Here is a 15,050-nt window from a genome sequence, read left to right as displayed (position 1 = left end):
GACAGGTGTCTCCAACGCACGGTTCATGTCGCGTTGCAAGCTTCTGGCCACGATGAATGCCTGTTTTTGCGCGCCGAATCCCGCAAAACCCTTTCATAACTTGATGACAAACCGTAGGTGTAAACGCGCGGAGCGTCCCCATGGTTTGCCGTCCTTTAAACGATATAAGCATCGCGACATGTCGAGCATGCCATTCATGCGATGGGAGACATATTTGTGTTGCCCTACATTTCGAGACAGCAAAAGAAGAACGGAGCGTGCGGGTTGTCCGGACGCATCGCAAGCCGACGTTCAAACCTTGCCACACCACATTAGATCAACGCAACGAGACGAACCTGATGGCGGCCCGAATACGAGCCGTTTCAGCCCGCTGATAAAGGAGGCACTCATCATGATGGAACCCCACGCCCAACCGATTTCTGAAGTCGGCGCCGAATCATTCGACGGAAAGGGCTTTCTCGACCGCTACTTCGAAATCTCTTCACGCGGCAGTTCGCAGCGTACAGAAATCGTCGCGGGCATCACGACCTTCCTCGCGATGGTCTATTCCGTGTTCGTCGTGCCGGGCATGTTCGGCAAAGCGGGCTTCGATACCAGCGCGGTGTTCGTCGCCGTGTGCCTGACCACCGCTTTCGGCTCGCTGCTGATGGGTGTGTGGGCGCGTCTGCCGATCGCGATCGGCTGCGCGATTTCGCTGACCGCGTTTACCGCGTTCGGTCTTGTGCTCGGTAAAGGTCTGCATCCGAACGTCGCGCTCGGCGCGGTGTTCCTGATGGGTCTCGTCTTCACCGGAATCTCGGTGACCGGCGTGCGTTCGTGGATTCTGCGCAATCTGCCGACCGGCATCGCGCACGGCACGGGTATCGGCATCGGCCTGTTCCTGCTGCTGATCGCCGCGAATGATGTGGGTCTGGTCGTCAAGAATCCGGGTGCCGGTCTGCCAGTGTCGCTCGGCAATATCACGGCGTTGCCGGCGATCATGTCGGTGGCGGGTCTGGCTGCGATCTTCGGTCTGGTGCGCCGTCGCGTGCCGGGTTCGATCCTGATCGTGATCGTCGCGATCTCGGCGATTGCGCTCGTGATCGATCCGGCGGTGGCGTTCCACGGCGTGTTCGCACTGCCGTCGCTGAGCGCACCGGGCCATTCGTCGCTGATCGGTGCGATGGACATCAAGGGTGCGCTGTCGATGGCAGTCCTGCCTAGCGTGCTGGCTCTCGTGATGACCGCTGTGTTCGACGCAACCGGCACCATTCGCGCTGTCGCCGGACAAGCCGGTCAACTCGACGAAAACGGCCGCATCATCAACGGCGGCCGTGCGTTGACGGCGGATTCGCTCAGCTCGATTTTCTCTGGCCTGCTCGGTGGCGCACCGGCGGCGGCCTACATCGAATCGACGGTCGGCGTAGCAGCCGGCGCGAAGACGGGCATGGCGGCAGCGGTGGTCGGGCTGCTGTTCCTGGTGGTGATGTTCTTCTCGCCGTTGGCCAGTCTCGTGCCTTCGTATGCAACGGCCCCGGCGCTCATGTACGTGGGTCTGCTGATGCTCTCGAACGTGAGCAAGCTGCACATGGACGATATGGTCGACGCGATGTCGGGCCTGATGTGCGCCGTGTTCATCGTGCTGACCGCCAACATCGTGACGGGCATCATGCTCGGCTTCGCGACGCTGGTGATCGGCCGCGTGGTGAGCGGCGAGTATCGCAAGCTGAACGTCGGTACGGTGGCCATCGCTATCGTGCTGGTCGGCTTCTATCTCGGCGGTTGGGCGATCTGATTCTGCCGCATTGCGTTTTGCGCGATTTGTTGTAACGCGAGAGTGGCGCGGGCCTTTTTTGCCGCTTTGCTCGAACGTGTAGTCGGTTGTTCTCCACCTTGACGTGGCGTGTTGCAGGGTTTTATCTGCGATGCGCCGCGTATCTTTTTTGCAGCGTCCCCTTCGCTGATTCGTTCACCGCTACTTCCGCCGCTTTCTTTCACCTGTTCGCGCGCGCTTTGAGACAAGCACGCACCTGTCCTTGACATCCTCACGCGCGTTTCTATACTTAACCTCATGGTTAAGTTTAATGAAATGCTACTCGATCGCACCTTTGCCGCGCTGTCCGATCCGACGCGGCGAGCGTTGCTCGCGCGTCTGTCCGAACTGAGCGATCTGTCGGTCAGCGAACTCGCCGAGCCTTTTGCAATGTCCTTGCCCGCGGTGATGAAACACCTCGACGTGCTGTCCGAGGCCGGTCTCATCACGCGCAGCAAAACCGGGCGCACGGTGGCGTGCCGCCTGTCCGCCGGACCCATGGAGGAAGCCATGGAGTGGCTCACCCGCTATCGGCGCTTCTGGTCCGAATCACTCGATCGTCTTGCTGCTTTCGTCGAAGAGGAAACCCCATGTCCACCAAGCCCAGCCTCACCCTCCAGCGGCGCCTCGACGCCGCGCCAGCCAAAGTCTTCCGCGCCTGGACGGAGGCGGCGCAATTCATGAAGTGGATGCATCCGAACGGCGCCGAGGTGCTCCGCGCGGAAGTGGACGCGCGCGTCGACGGACGCTTCACGATGGGGTATCGCAAGCCGGACGGCCGGGAGCTGGAGGTCTACGGTCAGTATCTGGAAGTGGTGCCCGACGCCAAGCTGGTGTTCACGTGGGCATGGCGTTCGCAGCCGGAGCAGGAGTCGCTCGTCACGGTGCTATTGCGCCCAGACGGTAACGGCACGTTGCTGACGCTCACTCATGAACAGTTCATCGACGAAGAAACGCGCGATCTGCATCAGTCTGGCTGGAGCCATGGCCTCGATTCGCTGGAACGCTACTTCGCCTGACTTTGCTCTATCGAACTTGCACGACGCAGAGAAGGAGACGCACATGGACCCGCAACACCGGATCGGTACCAGGGAAGAATGGTTGGCCGCCAGCAAGGCGCTATTAGTGGAAGAGAAAGCGTACACACGCGCCGGCGATGAACTCGCCCGCAAACGTCGTGAACTGCCGTGGGTGAAGGTCGACAAGACCTATGTATTCGACACGCCGCAAGGCCGTAAGACACTCGCCGAGATGTTCGGCGGCCGCAGCCAGTTGATTGTCTATCACTTCATGCTGGGCCCGGATTGGGAAGAGGGTTGTTTCGGCTGCTCGTTCGTGTCGGATCACATGGACGGCATCCTGACGCATCTTGAACATCACGACGTATCGTACGTGGCGGTCTCGCGTGGGCCGCTCGCGAAGATCGAGGCTTTCAGGAAACGTATGGGCTGGAAGTTTCCGTGGGTGTCGTCGAGTGAGAGCGACTTTAATTTCGACTATCACGTGTCGTTCACGCCGGAGGAGATCGCCAGCAAGAAAGCGTTCTACAACTTCACCGGGCAGGATGTCGGAATCGACGAGCTGCCCGGTCACAGCGTGTTCTACAAGGACGAAGCGGGCGACGTCTATCACACCTATTCCACGTACGGACGCGGCGGCGAGCAGTTCCTCAGCGCGTACGCGCATTTCGACGTCACGCCGAAAGGACGCAACGAGAAGAAGAATATGGGCGATTGGCTCAAACATCACGATCGCTACGAAGAGACGGCGAGCGGTTGCCCCGCATGCGGATCGTGACGCCAGCCGGCAATCAATCAGCGGGACGTCACGCCCCTTTGCGTCCCGCTTCATAAAACAGCGCAAACAACTCCGATTGCGAGTTGACATTGAGCTTCGTATAAATGTGCTTCTTGTGCGCACGCACCGTCTCGAACGAGATCGTCAGTTTCTCCGCGATGGCGCGCGTTGAAAATCCGCTTAAGGTCAGCATCGCCACCTCGACTTCGCGCGCGGTGAGTGGCGAGCGGCCGCCCGTCGACGACACCTGCTCGAAGCGCGCGGCATAGGCAGGTGCGTCCGCCGGGACGCCTGCTTCTGTCGCTGCTCCCATTGCTGTTTGTGTCACTGCCTCGTTCGAGGCCGGCTCCGGCGCGTCGAATGCCTCATACGGCAGGCGCTGCCGCAACAACGCGATCACCCATGGCGCGCAGAGCGCGAGCACCGCCAGGTCGCGCTCGCCATAGCGCTGCGTTGCGCCTAGCGAGAACGCCAGCGTATGCCGCGCGTCGATCATGTAGTTGAAGTGCACTTCATCGCCGACAATGTTTTTCCTGAAGTACCGCTGGTAGTAGTCGGTCATCGAGAAGTTGTCGGGCGCGACGTCCGCAAGCGTGACGAAGCCGGATGCGGGCTTCTCGGTCGCGGCGATATAAAACGGGTCGAGTTGATAAAGCGCCGCGAGATAGTCCTGGAACATCGCATCCACCGCGCCGTCCGGGGTGGGCGATTCGGCGCAGACGAGGGGCGCCGCGCCAGGTGTGAAGCGCAGGGCGACCCAGTTGTCGAACACGACATAGCGTTCGAGCGCGCGCGTGAGGCGAGTCCAGAATTGCGCGCTGTCGAGTGCGTCGATAACCGCGCCGATCTCGCGGTGAAAGGCCAGATCGCGCCATTCGAGTTCCATGCGTGCTCCGTTGAGGGTAACCCAGCAGGGTGATTACGGACAAAAATATGTCTGGTAATAATAGGCCCAACCTGCAAAGCGGGCGGCCCGACAACAGCCGCAATTTAACGCGAAGCAGACAGGCAAGGGCCGCAACTATATTGCATGGGGCCAGAGTAGGTGCTAAAGCGCCAACTCTGGTCGACCGCAGATTGCATGGGACCAGAGTAAGTGCTTTGCATGGGACCAGAGTAAGCGCTAAAGCGCCAACTCTGGTCGACAGCTAAAGCGCCAACTCTGGTCGACAGGAGACAGAATGCTTCAACTTGAACTGGCACAGATTCCGATTGTGGACGGCGCGACGGGCGTGGGTGGTAAAAACGTGCAACGCGTGCTGCGAACCATCGGCCAACGTGCGGCCGGAACCGATCTGATCGTGTTTCCGGAGACCACGCTGTCGGGCTTTCCGACGCGGGACACCATCGGCGACGTGGCCGAACCGATCGACGGGCCGTCGCTTACCGCGGTCCGCAATGCGGCGCGCGAAGCACGCGTAGCGGTGGCGGTGGGGCTCGCCGAGCGTGACGGCAGCCGCTTTTTCAACACCACGGTGCTGATTGACGAACGCGGCGAGATCGCGCTGCGCTATCGCAAGACGCATCTGTGGGCGTCGGACGTTGGTGTGTTCGAACCGGGCGACCGTTACGAAGTATGCAGCTTCAAGGGCCTGACCGTTGGCCTCCTGATCTGCTACGACATCGAGTTTCCCGAAACGGCGCGCGCAGTCGCCTCGCTCGGCGCCGATCTGCTGATCGTAACGAACGGCAATATGGAGCCGTTCGGGCCGGTGCATCGCCGGGCAATCGTGGCACGCGCCATGGAGAATCAGATGTTCGCGGCGCTCGTGAATCGCATCGGTTCAGGTGACGACAACCTCACATTCCCCGGCGAATCGGCGCTGATCGATCCATTCGGCGACGTGGTGTGCGACGCCGGGCAGGAAGAAACGGTCCTGCGCGCCACGCTCGATCCGGCGCGTCTTGAAGGCGCGCGCGAACACTATCGTTATCTGCATGACGCGCGCATTGCGCTCGACCTCACGACGCAGGACGGCGAGCACGGGCAACGTACGCGTGTGATCCGCCCGCGTTAAGGTGCGCGCGCTTATGTGCAGGCACGCATAAGCGCACCCAGGCGCCAATAAGCGCAAACAAGCAGTACGTCAGCAAAGAATCATCGGCGCGGCATACGCGCTTCCAGCAGGTCTGATCGACAAAGCTCGACCGGGGCGCGTTCAACACCGCCCCCGGCGACGCTCGCCCATTCGCAAGAGGAGACACCGCATGACCCCAACATCACCCACCGAACGCGCCGGGGCACCCGCCGCGCCCCAAGGCACGCATCTGAAGCGTACGCTCGGTCTGCCTTCAGTCTTGCTGTTCGGCCTCGCCTATATGGCGCCGCTGATTGTCTACGGCACCTATGGTGTGCTGGCGAGCGCCAGCAACGATACTGCCGCGCTCGCGTATCTGATTGCCCTGATCGCGATCGTGTTTACTGCGCTCAGTTACGGCAAGCTTGCGCGGCTTTTCCCGGTGGCCGGTTCAGCTTATACGTACACACGCAAAACCTTTAATCCGCATCTGGGCTTCATGATCGGCTGGGCCACCTTGCTCGATTACTTCTTCCTGCCGATGGTGATCTGGCTGATCGGCGCCGCGTATCTCAGTGCCGCGTTTCCGCACATTCCGAGCTGGATCTGGATTGTCGCGTTCATCGTGTTGACGAGTGCGCTGAACATCCTCGGCATCGAACTCGCGAACCGTTTCAACATCGTGCTGATGGTCGTGCAACTCGCGATCGTCGCGTTGTTCGTCGTGTTGTGCTGCCACTATGTGACTGCTGCGGCCGGCCCTGGCGGTCTGATTTCGGCTGAGCCGTTCTTCAAGCCGCATGTGCCGTTCTCGGCGACGATGGCGGGCGCCGCGATTGCCGCCTATTCGTATCTTGGCTTCGACGCGGTGTCGACGTTGACCGAAGAAACCATCGCCCCGGAAAAGACCATGCCGCGCGCGATCGTGCTGATCGCGCTGATCGGCGGCGCGATCTTCGTGATCGCCGCGTACACGGTGCAACTCGCGCACCCGGGTGCAGTGTTCAAGGACCCGGATTCGGCCGCCTTCGAAGTCGCGCGCAAAGTGGGCGGCGATATCTTCGTGACGGTGTTTCTGGCCGGCCTGATCCTTGCGCAGTTCGCTTCGGGCATCTCGGCGCAGGCAAGCGTGGGCCGTTTGCTGTATGCGATGGGACGCGACGAAGTATTGCCCAAGCGCATCTTCGGTTTCGTGCATCCGAAGTTCAAGACACCGGCGCTGAACATTGCGATCGCGGGCGCAGTCGGTCTGGTCGCGTTGAAGCTCGATGTGGCGACGTCGACCTCGTTCATCAACTTTGGCGCGTTCCTCGCGTTCACTGCGGTCAATCTGTGTGTGGTCCGCCAGTTTTTCAGCGCGAAGGGCAGTGCGAATGCGATGGGTATGATTGGCGGCCTGCTGTTTCCGCTGGCCGGTGCGATTGCAGATATCTGGCTGCTGGTGAGCCTCGAGAAAACCGCTCTGGTGCTTGGCGCGGTGTGGTTCGTGCTGGGGTTGTGCTATCTCGGCTGGATCACGCGCGGTTTCCGCGAGGCGCCGCCGGAGGTGGCAACGGGTGTGTAAGTTCTAAACGTTGGTTTCACGCGTTAGTGGTACCCCATTGCGGCCGCCGAACGGCGGCCGCATCGCTTTCCTTCTTCCTCGATTCAACGTTTCCATTCAAGGCGAACAGGCCACCTGCTTGTGCGCGTCCATTCCCGTCACATTTTTGGGTGAACTCGGGAGAGTCCAGTCGGCATATCCTGTAGACAAAATGCCACAACGCAAATCAATTGAATAGGTATTAAGCTTCGCTCAACAGTTTTCGATTCGCGACATTTAATTAATGGTTACTTTGGCCAGTCAATCGAATTGGGTGGGCGTTTCGTTAAACAGATCTTCCGAGTAGATTGGATTTCGATGATTGCTGGCATCGGAAATGTGAGGTCCGTACCCAACGCTTGACTTTGTGTAAGTGATTTTCGCTAAAAGGGGATGCAAATGGCAACCGCCGCTGATCAGATCGCCGCGTCGTACCCGATTCCAACCTACCGGTTCATCGTTTCGCTTGGCAGCGAAAATATCCCGTTCAATAACGTGTCCGGACTGGATATTACCTATGACACGATCGAGTACCGGGACGGCATTGGCAACTGGTTCAGAATGCCTGGGCAGCGTCAGACAGTAAACATCACGTTGCGCAAGGGAGTATTTCCCGGGGACTCTGAGCTATATGACTGGATCAACAGCATCTCGCTGAATAAAGTGGAAAAGAAGGACATCACCATCAGTCTGACCGATGATGCGGGCACCAAATTACTGCTCACCTGGAATGTTTCAAATGCTTTTCCCACCTCGCTGACCTCGCCGACACTGGATGCCACCAGCAACGAGGCGGCAGTGCAGGAGCTGAGGCTGATGGCCGACCGGGTCACGCTTCAGACGCATTGAGTGTAGCCGGGCTATCTGCATAGTCTGTGGAAGGCGCGCGTTGGCGGGTGCGACCGAAAGCGAAGCCTATTCCATGCGGATTGGCGAGGACGTCACGATGACCGTCGATGATATTGCACAGGGCAAGATGATAGTAAGTGTAGGGTCGGCGGCAGTACGTCCGGTTGAATTTATTATTCTCCAGTTCGCACAGCACATTGGGCAACGCTGAATGCAGCCCATTTCATTGCGCTCCGGTACAAAATTTAGTAGGAAATTGTGATGTCAATTTCTGTCAGTTATCCCGGTGTTTATATCGACGAAGACACTACCCCCGCAATTTCCATCAGTACAAGGCCAACTGCTGTTCCCATAATCCCCGTATTTGGTTGGGGCTATTCTGTAGTTAAATTCAATAATTATTTAGAGTTCGTTCAGTATGTTCGAGGCCTGGGGAAGGAGCTTGATTCCAATGGTTTCTGGAATGTGCGAGCATACTTCGAGTGTGGAGGCGGGGCCTGTTATGTAACGGAGCACGACTCGCTGATCGGCTCTGTGCCGAAATATGACGATATCACCTTGATTGTCGCTTGCGGAAAAACCGATATTACGAGCAGTTCAGTACGGGACCTCTGCGCGCCGGGAACCGGGAGATTCGCTGTTCTTGATGGTCCATCGGACGAGATAACCGATAGCACAGCTGCGAAGGATTATGATGCCATATCGGGGGCGGCAGTTTATTACCCGGGCCTTTCGGTAAACTGGACGACTAACACCATTGCCGCCAGCGCGGTGGTGGCCGGATTATATTGTGCGGTGGATCGGACGCGCGGCGTATGGAAGGCACCGGCAAATGTGGCTCTCCCGTCAAACTATAAGCCGATATATAAGGTGTCAGACGATTTGCAAGGGCAATATAATCGCGAGAAGGCAATCAATATGATTCGCACCCTTGATAATCGGGGTCCTGTGGTCTGGGGGGCACGTACTCTGGAAGACAGTGATGACTGGCGTTATGTTCCGGTGCGGCGCCTGTTCGATAGCGCTGAGCGGGATATAAAGACTTCCATGCAGGCAATGGTATTCGAGCCGAACAACCAGCCGACTTGGGAAAGGGTGCGTGGTGCCATCGCCAATTATCTTTACAGCCTCTGGCGAAGCGGAGCACTGCTAGGTTCGACTGAGACAGAGGCCTATTTCGTCAAAATTGGCGAGGGTATTACCATGACTCCCGAGGACGTGGCGCAGGGAAGGCTGATCATTAGCGTAGGCATGGCGGCAGTTCGTCCGGCAGAGTTTATCGTTTTGAATTTTACCCAAAGCGTAGGGCAGGGATAATGCTGGTCAGATTTGCCAACCAGATTTTACGCGTGACATCTGTCTGAAAAAGGAAAATTTCATGCCAGTTACAACCAGTTTCCCGGGTGTGTATATCGATGAAGATGCGTCGCCGTCAATCTCGGTCAGTAAATTAGCGACATCCGTGCCTGTGTTTATTGGATATTTCTCTGCTGCCGGCGGAGGGAGCCAAAAATTTAATTATAATCAATGTATTCGCATTGCGAGCTGGTTGGATTTCACGACAATTTGCTCGTCCGCAACCCTTATTTCAGTCTCGATTAAATCTACCGCTAGTCCTGCTCCAGCGGCCGTGAACGGTAAGGAGGCGAGCGGCAGCTCGGGCGATACCTATACCTATGCCGATTCAGTCTCGTTCCAGCCGAACGCCGCGTACGATGTGCAAAGTTATTTTCAGAACGGCGGTGGGCCGTGTTATATCTTGCCTCTAAAATACCCCGCAGCCCAGGCTGATTATGACGCCGTGCCTTCTATAATCGATCTCGAAAATGACATAACCTTGCTGGTGCCGACTACGGCTCTTAATAATGCATTGCAGGGCGTTTTGAGTGGTATGTTGACGTCCGATAAGCGGTATTTCTATATCGCAGGTAGTTCCGATGGGTCGCCTCTCTCCTCTGCGCAGCCGGACCAGATCGCGGTGTATTACCCTTATCTGACGACAAATTATTATCCATACTCCCGTTCACCGGATGCCGCCATTACTGTGTCCGGGTATATCGATGGAAATAATAAAACCGGCAATGAGGTGACGAATCTGGCTCAATTGAAGTCCGTCAATCCGGCCGAGTACGACGCCGTAAGCGCAGAGATCGATCAAATGGTGTCGGCCAACCTTTCGAACACGCTGCTTCTTGCGCCAGGTGCTGCGATAGCGGGTGTTTATTGCCGCACTGATGCTACGCGTGGCGTATGGAAGGCGCCAGCCAACGTGGCGCTAAGCGGTTTCGTTGGGGCCAATGCGACGGTTACCGACGATCAGCAGGGGACGATGAACGATGCGGGTATTAACGTTATCCGCAACTTTAGTAACCGGGGACTGATTGTTTGGGGCGCACGAACCCTGGCGGGAACGGCAAAAAATAGCGACACCAGCTGGCGATACGTTCCGGTGCGACGACTGTTTAACAGCGCAGAGCGCGATATCAAGACGACCATGCAAACCATGGTGTTCGAGCCCAACAATGCGCCGACCTGGGAGAAGGTACGTAGCGCTATAGAGAACTATCTGTATAGCCTATGGATACAAGGGGCATTGTTAGGGGCAACGCCGAAAGAAGCCTACTTCGTGCAAATCGGTTTGAACGTAACCATGACGGCGGATCAGATTGCACAGGGGCAGATGATCGCCACAGTGGGTATGGCTGCAGTTCGCCCCGCGGAATTTATCATCCTGCAATTTACGCAGAGCATGAGTTCGTAGCGGAGTACCGCCAAAACACCATATCACGCCCACGGTTTTACGAGCTCAATGGGAGAAGTGACTTCATGATGGGGATAAGTCAACCGGATGTCACTTTCAGTGAGCAGGCGATTCCGGGGCAATCGAATCAGATCGAAAGCGCTGTGCCGCTGTTTATTGGCTATACGCAACAAGGCGCTAAATTTTCCGCCGTTCGTATAAACAGCTTCTCTGACTTTGAGCGCTTGTTCGGCGGAGCCTCAACAACCGCAGCGATCCTTTACTATGCCGTGAAACACTATTTCGACAACGGTGGCAGTGGCGGTTTTGTGCTCTCGTTGGGCGACTATAGCGCGCTGGAAAGTATCACGGCCGCGCAACTGCTCAGCGCATTCGGCGATGCCAGAATTTCCGAAGCGGTCGCGATAGAAAGCACCATCACCTTGGTAGCGATGCCTGACACGGTTTTGCTGGAAGGTGCCGGTGCAGCCAGCAGCGAGTGGGCCAAAGCATGGTTTGCATTACTGACGATTTGCCAGGTGCGGCAGGGCGTTTTTGGTCTATTCGATCCACCCGATGCAGCGGGTAGCGCCAGTGCATGCCTGGCCAGCTTCATGGCCAACCATCCTGCCAACCCGGAATGGGGCGCCGCGTACTGGCCGCATCTCGTGACCACCTATGGTACGGACGAGCAGAATCCTGTCGTGGTGCCACCTTCCGCAGCATTGGCAGCGGTGATCGAATATACCGATCGCGAGTCGGGTGTGTGGAAAGCGCCTGCTAACGCGGCGCTGGCGCAGGTGGTCAAGCCATCCCAATCATGGCTTCAGTCAGATGGCCTGTTTCAGCCCGATGGCGCCTCGCTCAATCTGATCCGCAGCTTTCCAGGGCGAGGCACGCGCGTATGGGGATGCCGCACGCTTACACCCAATACATCCTCACCGTGGCTCTATGTGCAAACCCGCCGTTTCATCGCATTCATCGAGGCGGAACTCAGCCGGATTGGCCGTCAGTTCGTTTTCGAAACGAATAATGCCCTCACCTGGATCAAATATCGCGGCCTGGCGCATCTCTGGTTGCGCCAACTTTGGCTGGACGGCGGTTTGCAAGGCTCGGAGGAGCAAGAAGCTTTCTATATCCAGATCGGATTAAACGAGACCATGACCGAGGAAGATGTCGTGAACGGAAAAATGATCATGAAGGTGGGGGTGGCGGTCGGCCAACCGGCCGAGTTCATCGTTATCAGTCTGGCGTTCGATACCCGTTTGAGCGTGATGCAAGCTTCGGTTAGTGCCGCGGGGGAGAGCGCAGGATGAACAGTCCAGCATTTTTCCAACCGGCGACATCTCATCGCTTCTCAGTGACATTCTGGCTCGACCGGATGCCGGTACCGAGTGTGGTCGACTCGAGTTTCCAGCGCATTGCAGGACTCAGCCGTGAGTGGAATGTCTCCGCCTACAGCGAAGGTGGTGAGAATCTACGCAATCGCTATTTCGCCGAAAAAATCCAGCACGGCTCACTGACGCTGGAGCGTGGCGTCATGGCGCTGACTCCTTTGAGCATCATGGTCAATGCTCAGCTATTGACCGGTAAGGTCATGTATCTCGATGCGGTCATCACGCTGTTCGACGTCGATACATTGCCGCTTTGCAACTGGTTGATCACCAAGGCGTTGCCCGTCCGCTGGCATACCAGCAATCTTGATGCCACGAGCAGCCGGGTCCTGATCAATACGCTGGAACTGCGTTATCAGGAAATGATTCCGATGGGGGTGAAGCTGTGACGCTTGAGATCAGGGAATTGGTTATCCAGGCCAAAGTCGTTGGGCCGGAGGAAAACGCCGCTGCGCCGCCGCCACTCAGTTTCGCGCAGGAGCGCATTCAGGAGGAGCGTCTCGTCCAGGCGGTCACCCGGCGCATAATCGAGCAGCTACGCGATGAAGGCTGGGGCGTAAGATGAATGTACTGCATCGCAAGCCGACGAAACTCACGCTGAAAGCTTATAGCGATCGGGAAATGACGCAGTTGTCCGGGACGCTGTCGGCGATGTACAACCCTGACTCCGTTTCGCTGGACTACCAGACCGACTATCGCCCCGATCTGTTCATCAACACCACGAGGCAAAGCAATCGCTATGTGCAGACACGGCCAGGGGGGCTGACACTCGAGTTGTTGTTCGATGCCAGAATGCCCGGCAACCACACGCCGATTGATCGCCAGCTCACTCGTCTTCGCTCGCTCTGCTACAACGTCAATCCGGCAGACAGCGAGCCGCGCTATCTGCAGGTCCGGTGGGGAAAGATGCGCTGGAATGGGAGGGGCTACTTTTCTGGGCGCATGAGTTCACTGTCGATTCGATACACCCTGTTCGAACGCGATGCGACGCCATTGCGGGCGACGGCGACACTCGTGCTGACAGCGGATGGAAGCTTGACACTGCAAAGTGCCGAAGAGCAGTTGAAGGCGCCTGCTAGTGCGGTCGTGAACGTGCCTGATGCGACGTCCCTCGCGCAAGTGACGAATAGCGCCGCTTCTGCCCTGACCGGCGCGACGGACTATCTCGAGGTCGCTGCGGAGAACGATCTGGACAGTCTCGATGCGATCCGGCCAGGCCAGACACTGAAGGTGTCTGCTGCCGGCAAGGGGACGCGTTGATGCGACCCACTCCGCTCATCGTACTGCTGACTGGCGAGCCACCTGTACCGTTGAGGGTGTTGAAGCCGATCTGGGCCGATACCCATCACAAGGTGAATGGGATACCTGCCGGAACAGTCGTTCTGTCGGTGGCGGGGAATGCTTTGGAAACCTTGCCGTCATGTGACGAGGATATCGAACTTTGCACGCCAGGCCGATCCATAGCAATTTTACTGGTCGAGCACGGGATCGAGAGCTGCATTTTTCGCGGCGTCATTGTGCAACAGACGCTCAAAATGCGCCGCGATCGTGTCGAATTGACGCTGTCGCTGCGTCATGGGTTGCAGGCCCTGGTAAGTACGCATCGCTCGCAGGTTTTCCAGGAGCAGAACGATGCGGCCATTGCCGGGAGACTGCTGCTCGAGCAGGCGATTCCATTGCTCTCGGTGACGGGAATGGATACCGTGTACGACCAACTGGTGCAGTTTCGTTGCTCTGACTGGAATTTCCTCCGTTGCCGGCTTAATGCGAACGGAGTCTGGTTATTTCCCGCTCCGGAAGGGGTTGAGATCATGCGGCCGGTGCTCTCCGGCATTCCGTCGCACACTTTGCATCAACATGCTCGCTTAACGGGTGAAGACCCGTTGATCGAAGAAGGGTCATGGTCATTCAGTGAGCAATATCAACCTTCAGCGTTGACTGTGACGACCTGGGATGACAAGGCGCAGATCAGCCAGACCGCATTGGCCGGCGTGGCGGTACTCGGAACGCAGGCATTTAACGCGGCACAAGGTAATCGCCTGAATGCGACGCCGTGGGCGTTCAACTACAGTACGTCGCTGCGTTTCGATGCTGCGACTTCCCTGGCCACGGGGCTTCTGATGAATCTGCAGTCCGCGGGCGTTCAAGGGGAGTTTGCGGTTGAAGGTTCCATTGATTACCGGCTAGGGCAAACATTGGCGATAGAAGATTATGGCCGGTCGGTTGACGGTCACGGGATCATTACCGGGATACGTCATCGGATCAGCAAGGAAGAGGGATGGCGAACAACCGTCTCGGTGGGCAACGACGATTTCACTCGCGATGCGACGCTTGTTCCCCGTGTGACAGGTCTTCATATCGGTGTGGTTGCGCCGTTTGAAGAGGATATAAGTGGCATGAATCGCCTCCGGGTTCGTATGCCGGTACTGGGCGACATGGATAATGTCCTGTGGGCGCGCTTCTCCAGCCCGTATGCCAGCCAGATGAGCGGCTTTTGCTTCTACCCCGAAACCGGTGATGAAGTAGTGGTGGGTTTTTTCGACGAGGATCCTGGCTGTCCGGTGATTCTTGGAGCCATGCACAATCCCGTCAACCGGGCACCGATAGCCCCCTCTCAGGAAAACACCAACAAGGCATTGGTGACCAATAAAGAAGGGCGCCAGTTTCAGCTGTCCTTTGACACGCTTGCCAACGCCGTGGAACTGGCGTCGTCTGATAATAAGTTGACTTTGCGGGAAGGCGCGACCCTGGAGAGCAAGGAGGTGTTGTCGGTGAAGGCGAGCAGTATTTCCATCGAAGGCGATAAAGCGACGCTGTCCGGTAAGAGCATGGTCAATATCACCGGCGCGAAGATCGATCTCTCACATTAGCCTCTGTA

15 protein-coding genes are annotated in these 15,050 nt (G+C 57.6%); 14 read left to right on the top strand and 1 reads right to left on the bottom strand.

Going from position 1 to position 15,050, the window contains the following annotated elements:
* The first annotated feature begins 391 nt into the window (after nt 1–391).
* From P3T22_RS21490 to P3T22_RS21475, 4 genes are all read left to right on the top strand, one after another.
* Nucleotides 392–1,774, top strand: coding sequence for an NCS2 family permease (locus tag P3T22_RS21490; RefSeq protein ID WP_063495441.1), 1,383 nt, complete (start codon nt 392–394; stop codon nt 1,772–1,774).
* A gap of 294 nt (nt 1,775–2,068) precedes the next feature.
* A complete protein-coding gene (locus P3T22_RS21485) occupies nt 2,069–2,476 on the top strand; it encodes an ArsR/SmtB family transcription factor (protein ID WP_429326048.1) in 408 nt (135 codons plus the stop codon).
* On the top strand, nt 2,383–2,811 hold the full coding sequence (locus P3T22_RS21480; RefSeq protein WP_063495443.1) for an SRPBCC family protein: 429 nt from the start codon (nt 2,383–2,385) through the stop codon (nt 2,809–2,811). The genes P3T22_RS21485 and P3T22_RS21480 overlap by 94 nt, the downstream gene beginning before the upstream one ends.
* A gap of 43 nt (nt 2,812–2,854) precedes the next feature.
* A complete protein-coding gene (locus tag P3T22_RS21475) occupies nt 2,855–3,589 on the top strand; it encodes a DUF899 domain-containing protein (RefSeq protein WP_429326047.1) in 735 nt (244 codons plus the stop codon).
* Nucleotides 3,590–3,617: 28 nt separating this feature from the next.
* Here the strand turns inward: P3T22_RS21475 and P3T22_RS21470 are convergent, their stop codons facing one another.
* Nucleotides 3,618–4,475: a helix-turn-helix transcriptional regulator gene (locus P3T22_RS21470; protein ID WP_063495445.1), complete on the bottom strand. Its 858-nt coding sequence runs from the start codon at nt 4,473–4,475 to the stop codon at nt 3,618–3,620.
* Nucleotides 4,476–4,770: 295 nt separating this feature from the next.
* Between P3T22_RS21470 and P3T22_RS21465 the strand changes: the two genes are divergently transcribed.
* The 10 genes from P3T22_RS21465 to P3T22_RS21420 all read left to right on the top strand — a co-directional run bounded on the left by P3T22_RS21465 (nt 4,771) and on the right by P3T22_RS21420 (nt 15,042).
* Nucleotides 4,771–5,607: a carbon-nitrogen hydrolase family protein gene (locus P3T22_RS21465; protein WP_063495446.1), complete on the top strand. Its 837-nt coding sequence runs from the start codon at nt 4,771–4,773 to the stop codon at nt 5,605–5,607.
* A gap of 190 nt (nt 5,608–5,797) precedes the next feature.
* Nucleotides 5,798–7,171 carry an APC family permease gene (locus P3T22_RS21460; protein ID WP_063495447.1) on the top strand — a complete coding sequence of 458 codons (1,374 nt, stop codon included), beginning with the start codon at nt 5,798–5,800 and terminating at the stop codon, nt 7,169–7,171.
* A gap of 417 nt (nt 7,172–7,588) precedes the next feature.
* Complete coding sequence (locus P3T22_RS21455; protein WP_063497868.1) at nt 7,589–8,038, top strand: phage tail protein; 450 nt, start codon at nt 7,589–7,591, stop codon at nt 8,036–8,038.
* A gap of 261 nt (nt 8,039–8,299) precedes the next feature.
* A complete protein-coding gene (locus tag P3T22_RS21450; protein WP_429326046.1) occupies nt 8,300–9,355 on the top strand; it encodes a phage tail sheath family protein in 1,056 nt (351 codons plus the stop codon).
* A gap of 61 nt (nt 9,356–9,416) precedes the next feature.
* Nucleotides 9,417–10,799 (top strand): phage tail sheath family protein, encoded by a 1,383-nt coding sequence (locus P3T22_RS21445; protein WP_429326045.1) that lies wholly within the window; start codon nt 9,417–9,419, stop codon nt 10,797–10,799.
* A gap of 65 nt (nt 10,800–10,864) precedes the next feature.
* Nucleotides 10,865–12,094 (top strand): phage tail sheath family protein, encoded by a 1,230-nt coding sequence (locus P3T22_RS21440; RefSeq protein WP_429326044.1) that lies wholly within the window; start codon nt 10,865–10,867, stop codon nt 12,092–12,094.
* On the top strand, nt 12,091–12,561 hold the full coding sequence (locus P3T22_RS21435) for a phage tail protein (protein ID WP_063495451.1): 471 nt from the start codon (nt 12,091–12,093) through the stop codon (nt 12,559–12,561). Before P3T22_RS21440 ends, P3T22_RS21435 begins: the two co-directional genes overlap by 4 nt.
* On the top strand, nt 12,558–12,737 hold the full coding sequence (locus P3T22_RS21430; RefSeq protein ID WP_429326043.1) for a DUF5908 family protein: 180 nt from the start codon (nt 12,558–12,560) through the stop codon (nt 12,735–12,737). The genes P3T22_RS21435 and P3T22_RS21430 overlap by 4 nt, the downstream gene beginning before the upstream one ends.
* A complete protein-coding gene (locus tag P3T22_RS21425) occupies nt 12,734–13,432 on the top strand; it encodes a hypothetical protein (RefSeq protein WP_429326042.1) in 699 nt (232 codons plus the stop codon). The genes P3T22_RS21430 and P3T22_RS21425 overlap by 4 nt, the downstream gene beginning before the upstream one ends.
* Nucleotides 13,432–15,042, top strand: coding sequence for a phage baseplate assembly protein V (locus P3T22_RS21420; RefSeq protein ID WP_429326041.1), 1,611 nt, complete (start codon nt 13,432–13,434; stop codon nt 15,040–15,042). Before P3T22_RS21425 ends, P3T22_RS21420 begins: the two co-directional genes overlap by 1 nt.
* Nucleotides 15,043–15,050 lie beyond the last annotated feature (8 nt).

The sequence above is a fragment of the Paraburkholderia sp. GAS348 genome (genome assembly GCF_050434205.1).
Classification (GTDB): Bacteria; Pseudomonadota; Gammaproteobacteria; order Burkholderiales; family Burkholderiaceae; genus Paraburkholderia.
This window is presented reverse-complemented; position numbering and strand designations above follow the sequence as displayed.

Coding starts and splice junctions, on each gene's coding strand:
- P3T22_RS21440 (WP_429326044.1), top strand. CDS start 10,865: ATGATGGGGATAAGTCAACCGGATGTCACTTTCAGTGAGCAGGCGATT.
- P3T22_RS21445 (WP_429326045.1), top strand. CDS start 9,417: ATGCCAGTTACAACCAGTTTCCCGGGTGTGTATATCGATGAAGATGCG.
- P3T22_RS21435 (WP_063495451.1), top strand. CDS start 12,091: ATGAACAGTCCAGCATTTTTCCAACCGGCGACATCTCATCGCTTCTCA.
- P3T22_RS21460 (WP_063495447.1), top strand. CDS start 5,798: ATGACCCCAACATCACCCACCGAACGCGCCGGGGCACCCGCCGCGCCC.
- P3T22_RS21455 (WP_063497868.1), top strand. CDS start 7,589: ATGGCAACCGCCGCTGATCAGATCGCCGCGTCGTACCCGATTCCAACC.
- P3T22_RS21480 (WP_063495443.1), top strand. CDS start 2,383: ATGTCCACCAAGCCCAGCCTCACCCTCCAGCGGCGCCTCGACGCCGCG.
- P3T22_RS21485 (WP_429326048.1), top strand. CDS start 2,069: ATGCTACTCGATCGCACCTTTGCCGCGCTGTCCGATCCGACGCGGCGA.
- P3T22_RS21420 (WP_429326041.1), top strand. CDS start 13,432: ATGCGACCCACTCCGCTCATCGTACTGCTGACTGGCGAGCCACCTGTA.
- P3T22_RS21470 (WP_063495445.1), bottom strand. CDS start 4,475: ATGGAACTCGAATGGCGCGATCTGGCCTTTCACCGCGAGATCGGCGCG.
- P3T22_RS21490 (WP_063495441.1), top strand. CDS start 392: ATGATGGAACCCCACGCCCAACCGATTTCTGAAGTCGGCGCCGAATCA.
- P3T22_RS21425 (WP_429326042.1), top strand. CDS start 12,734: ATGAATGTACTGCATCGCAAGCCGACGAAACTCACGCTGAAAGCTTAT.
- P3T22_RS21475 (WP_429326047.1), top strand. CDS start 2,855: ATGGACCCGCAACACCGGATCGGTACCAGGGAAGAATGGTTGGCCGCC.
- P3T22_RS21465 (WP_063495446.1), top strand. CDS start 4,771: ATGCTTCAACTTGAACTGGCACAGATTCCGATTGTGGACGGCGCGACG.
- P3T22_RS21450 (WP_429326046.1), top strand. CDS start 8,300: ATGTCAATTTCTGTCAGTTATCCCGGTGTTTATATCGACGAAGACACT.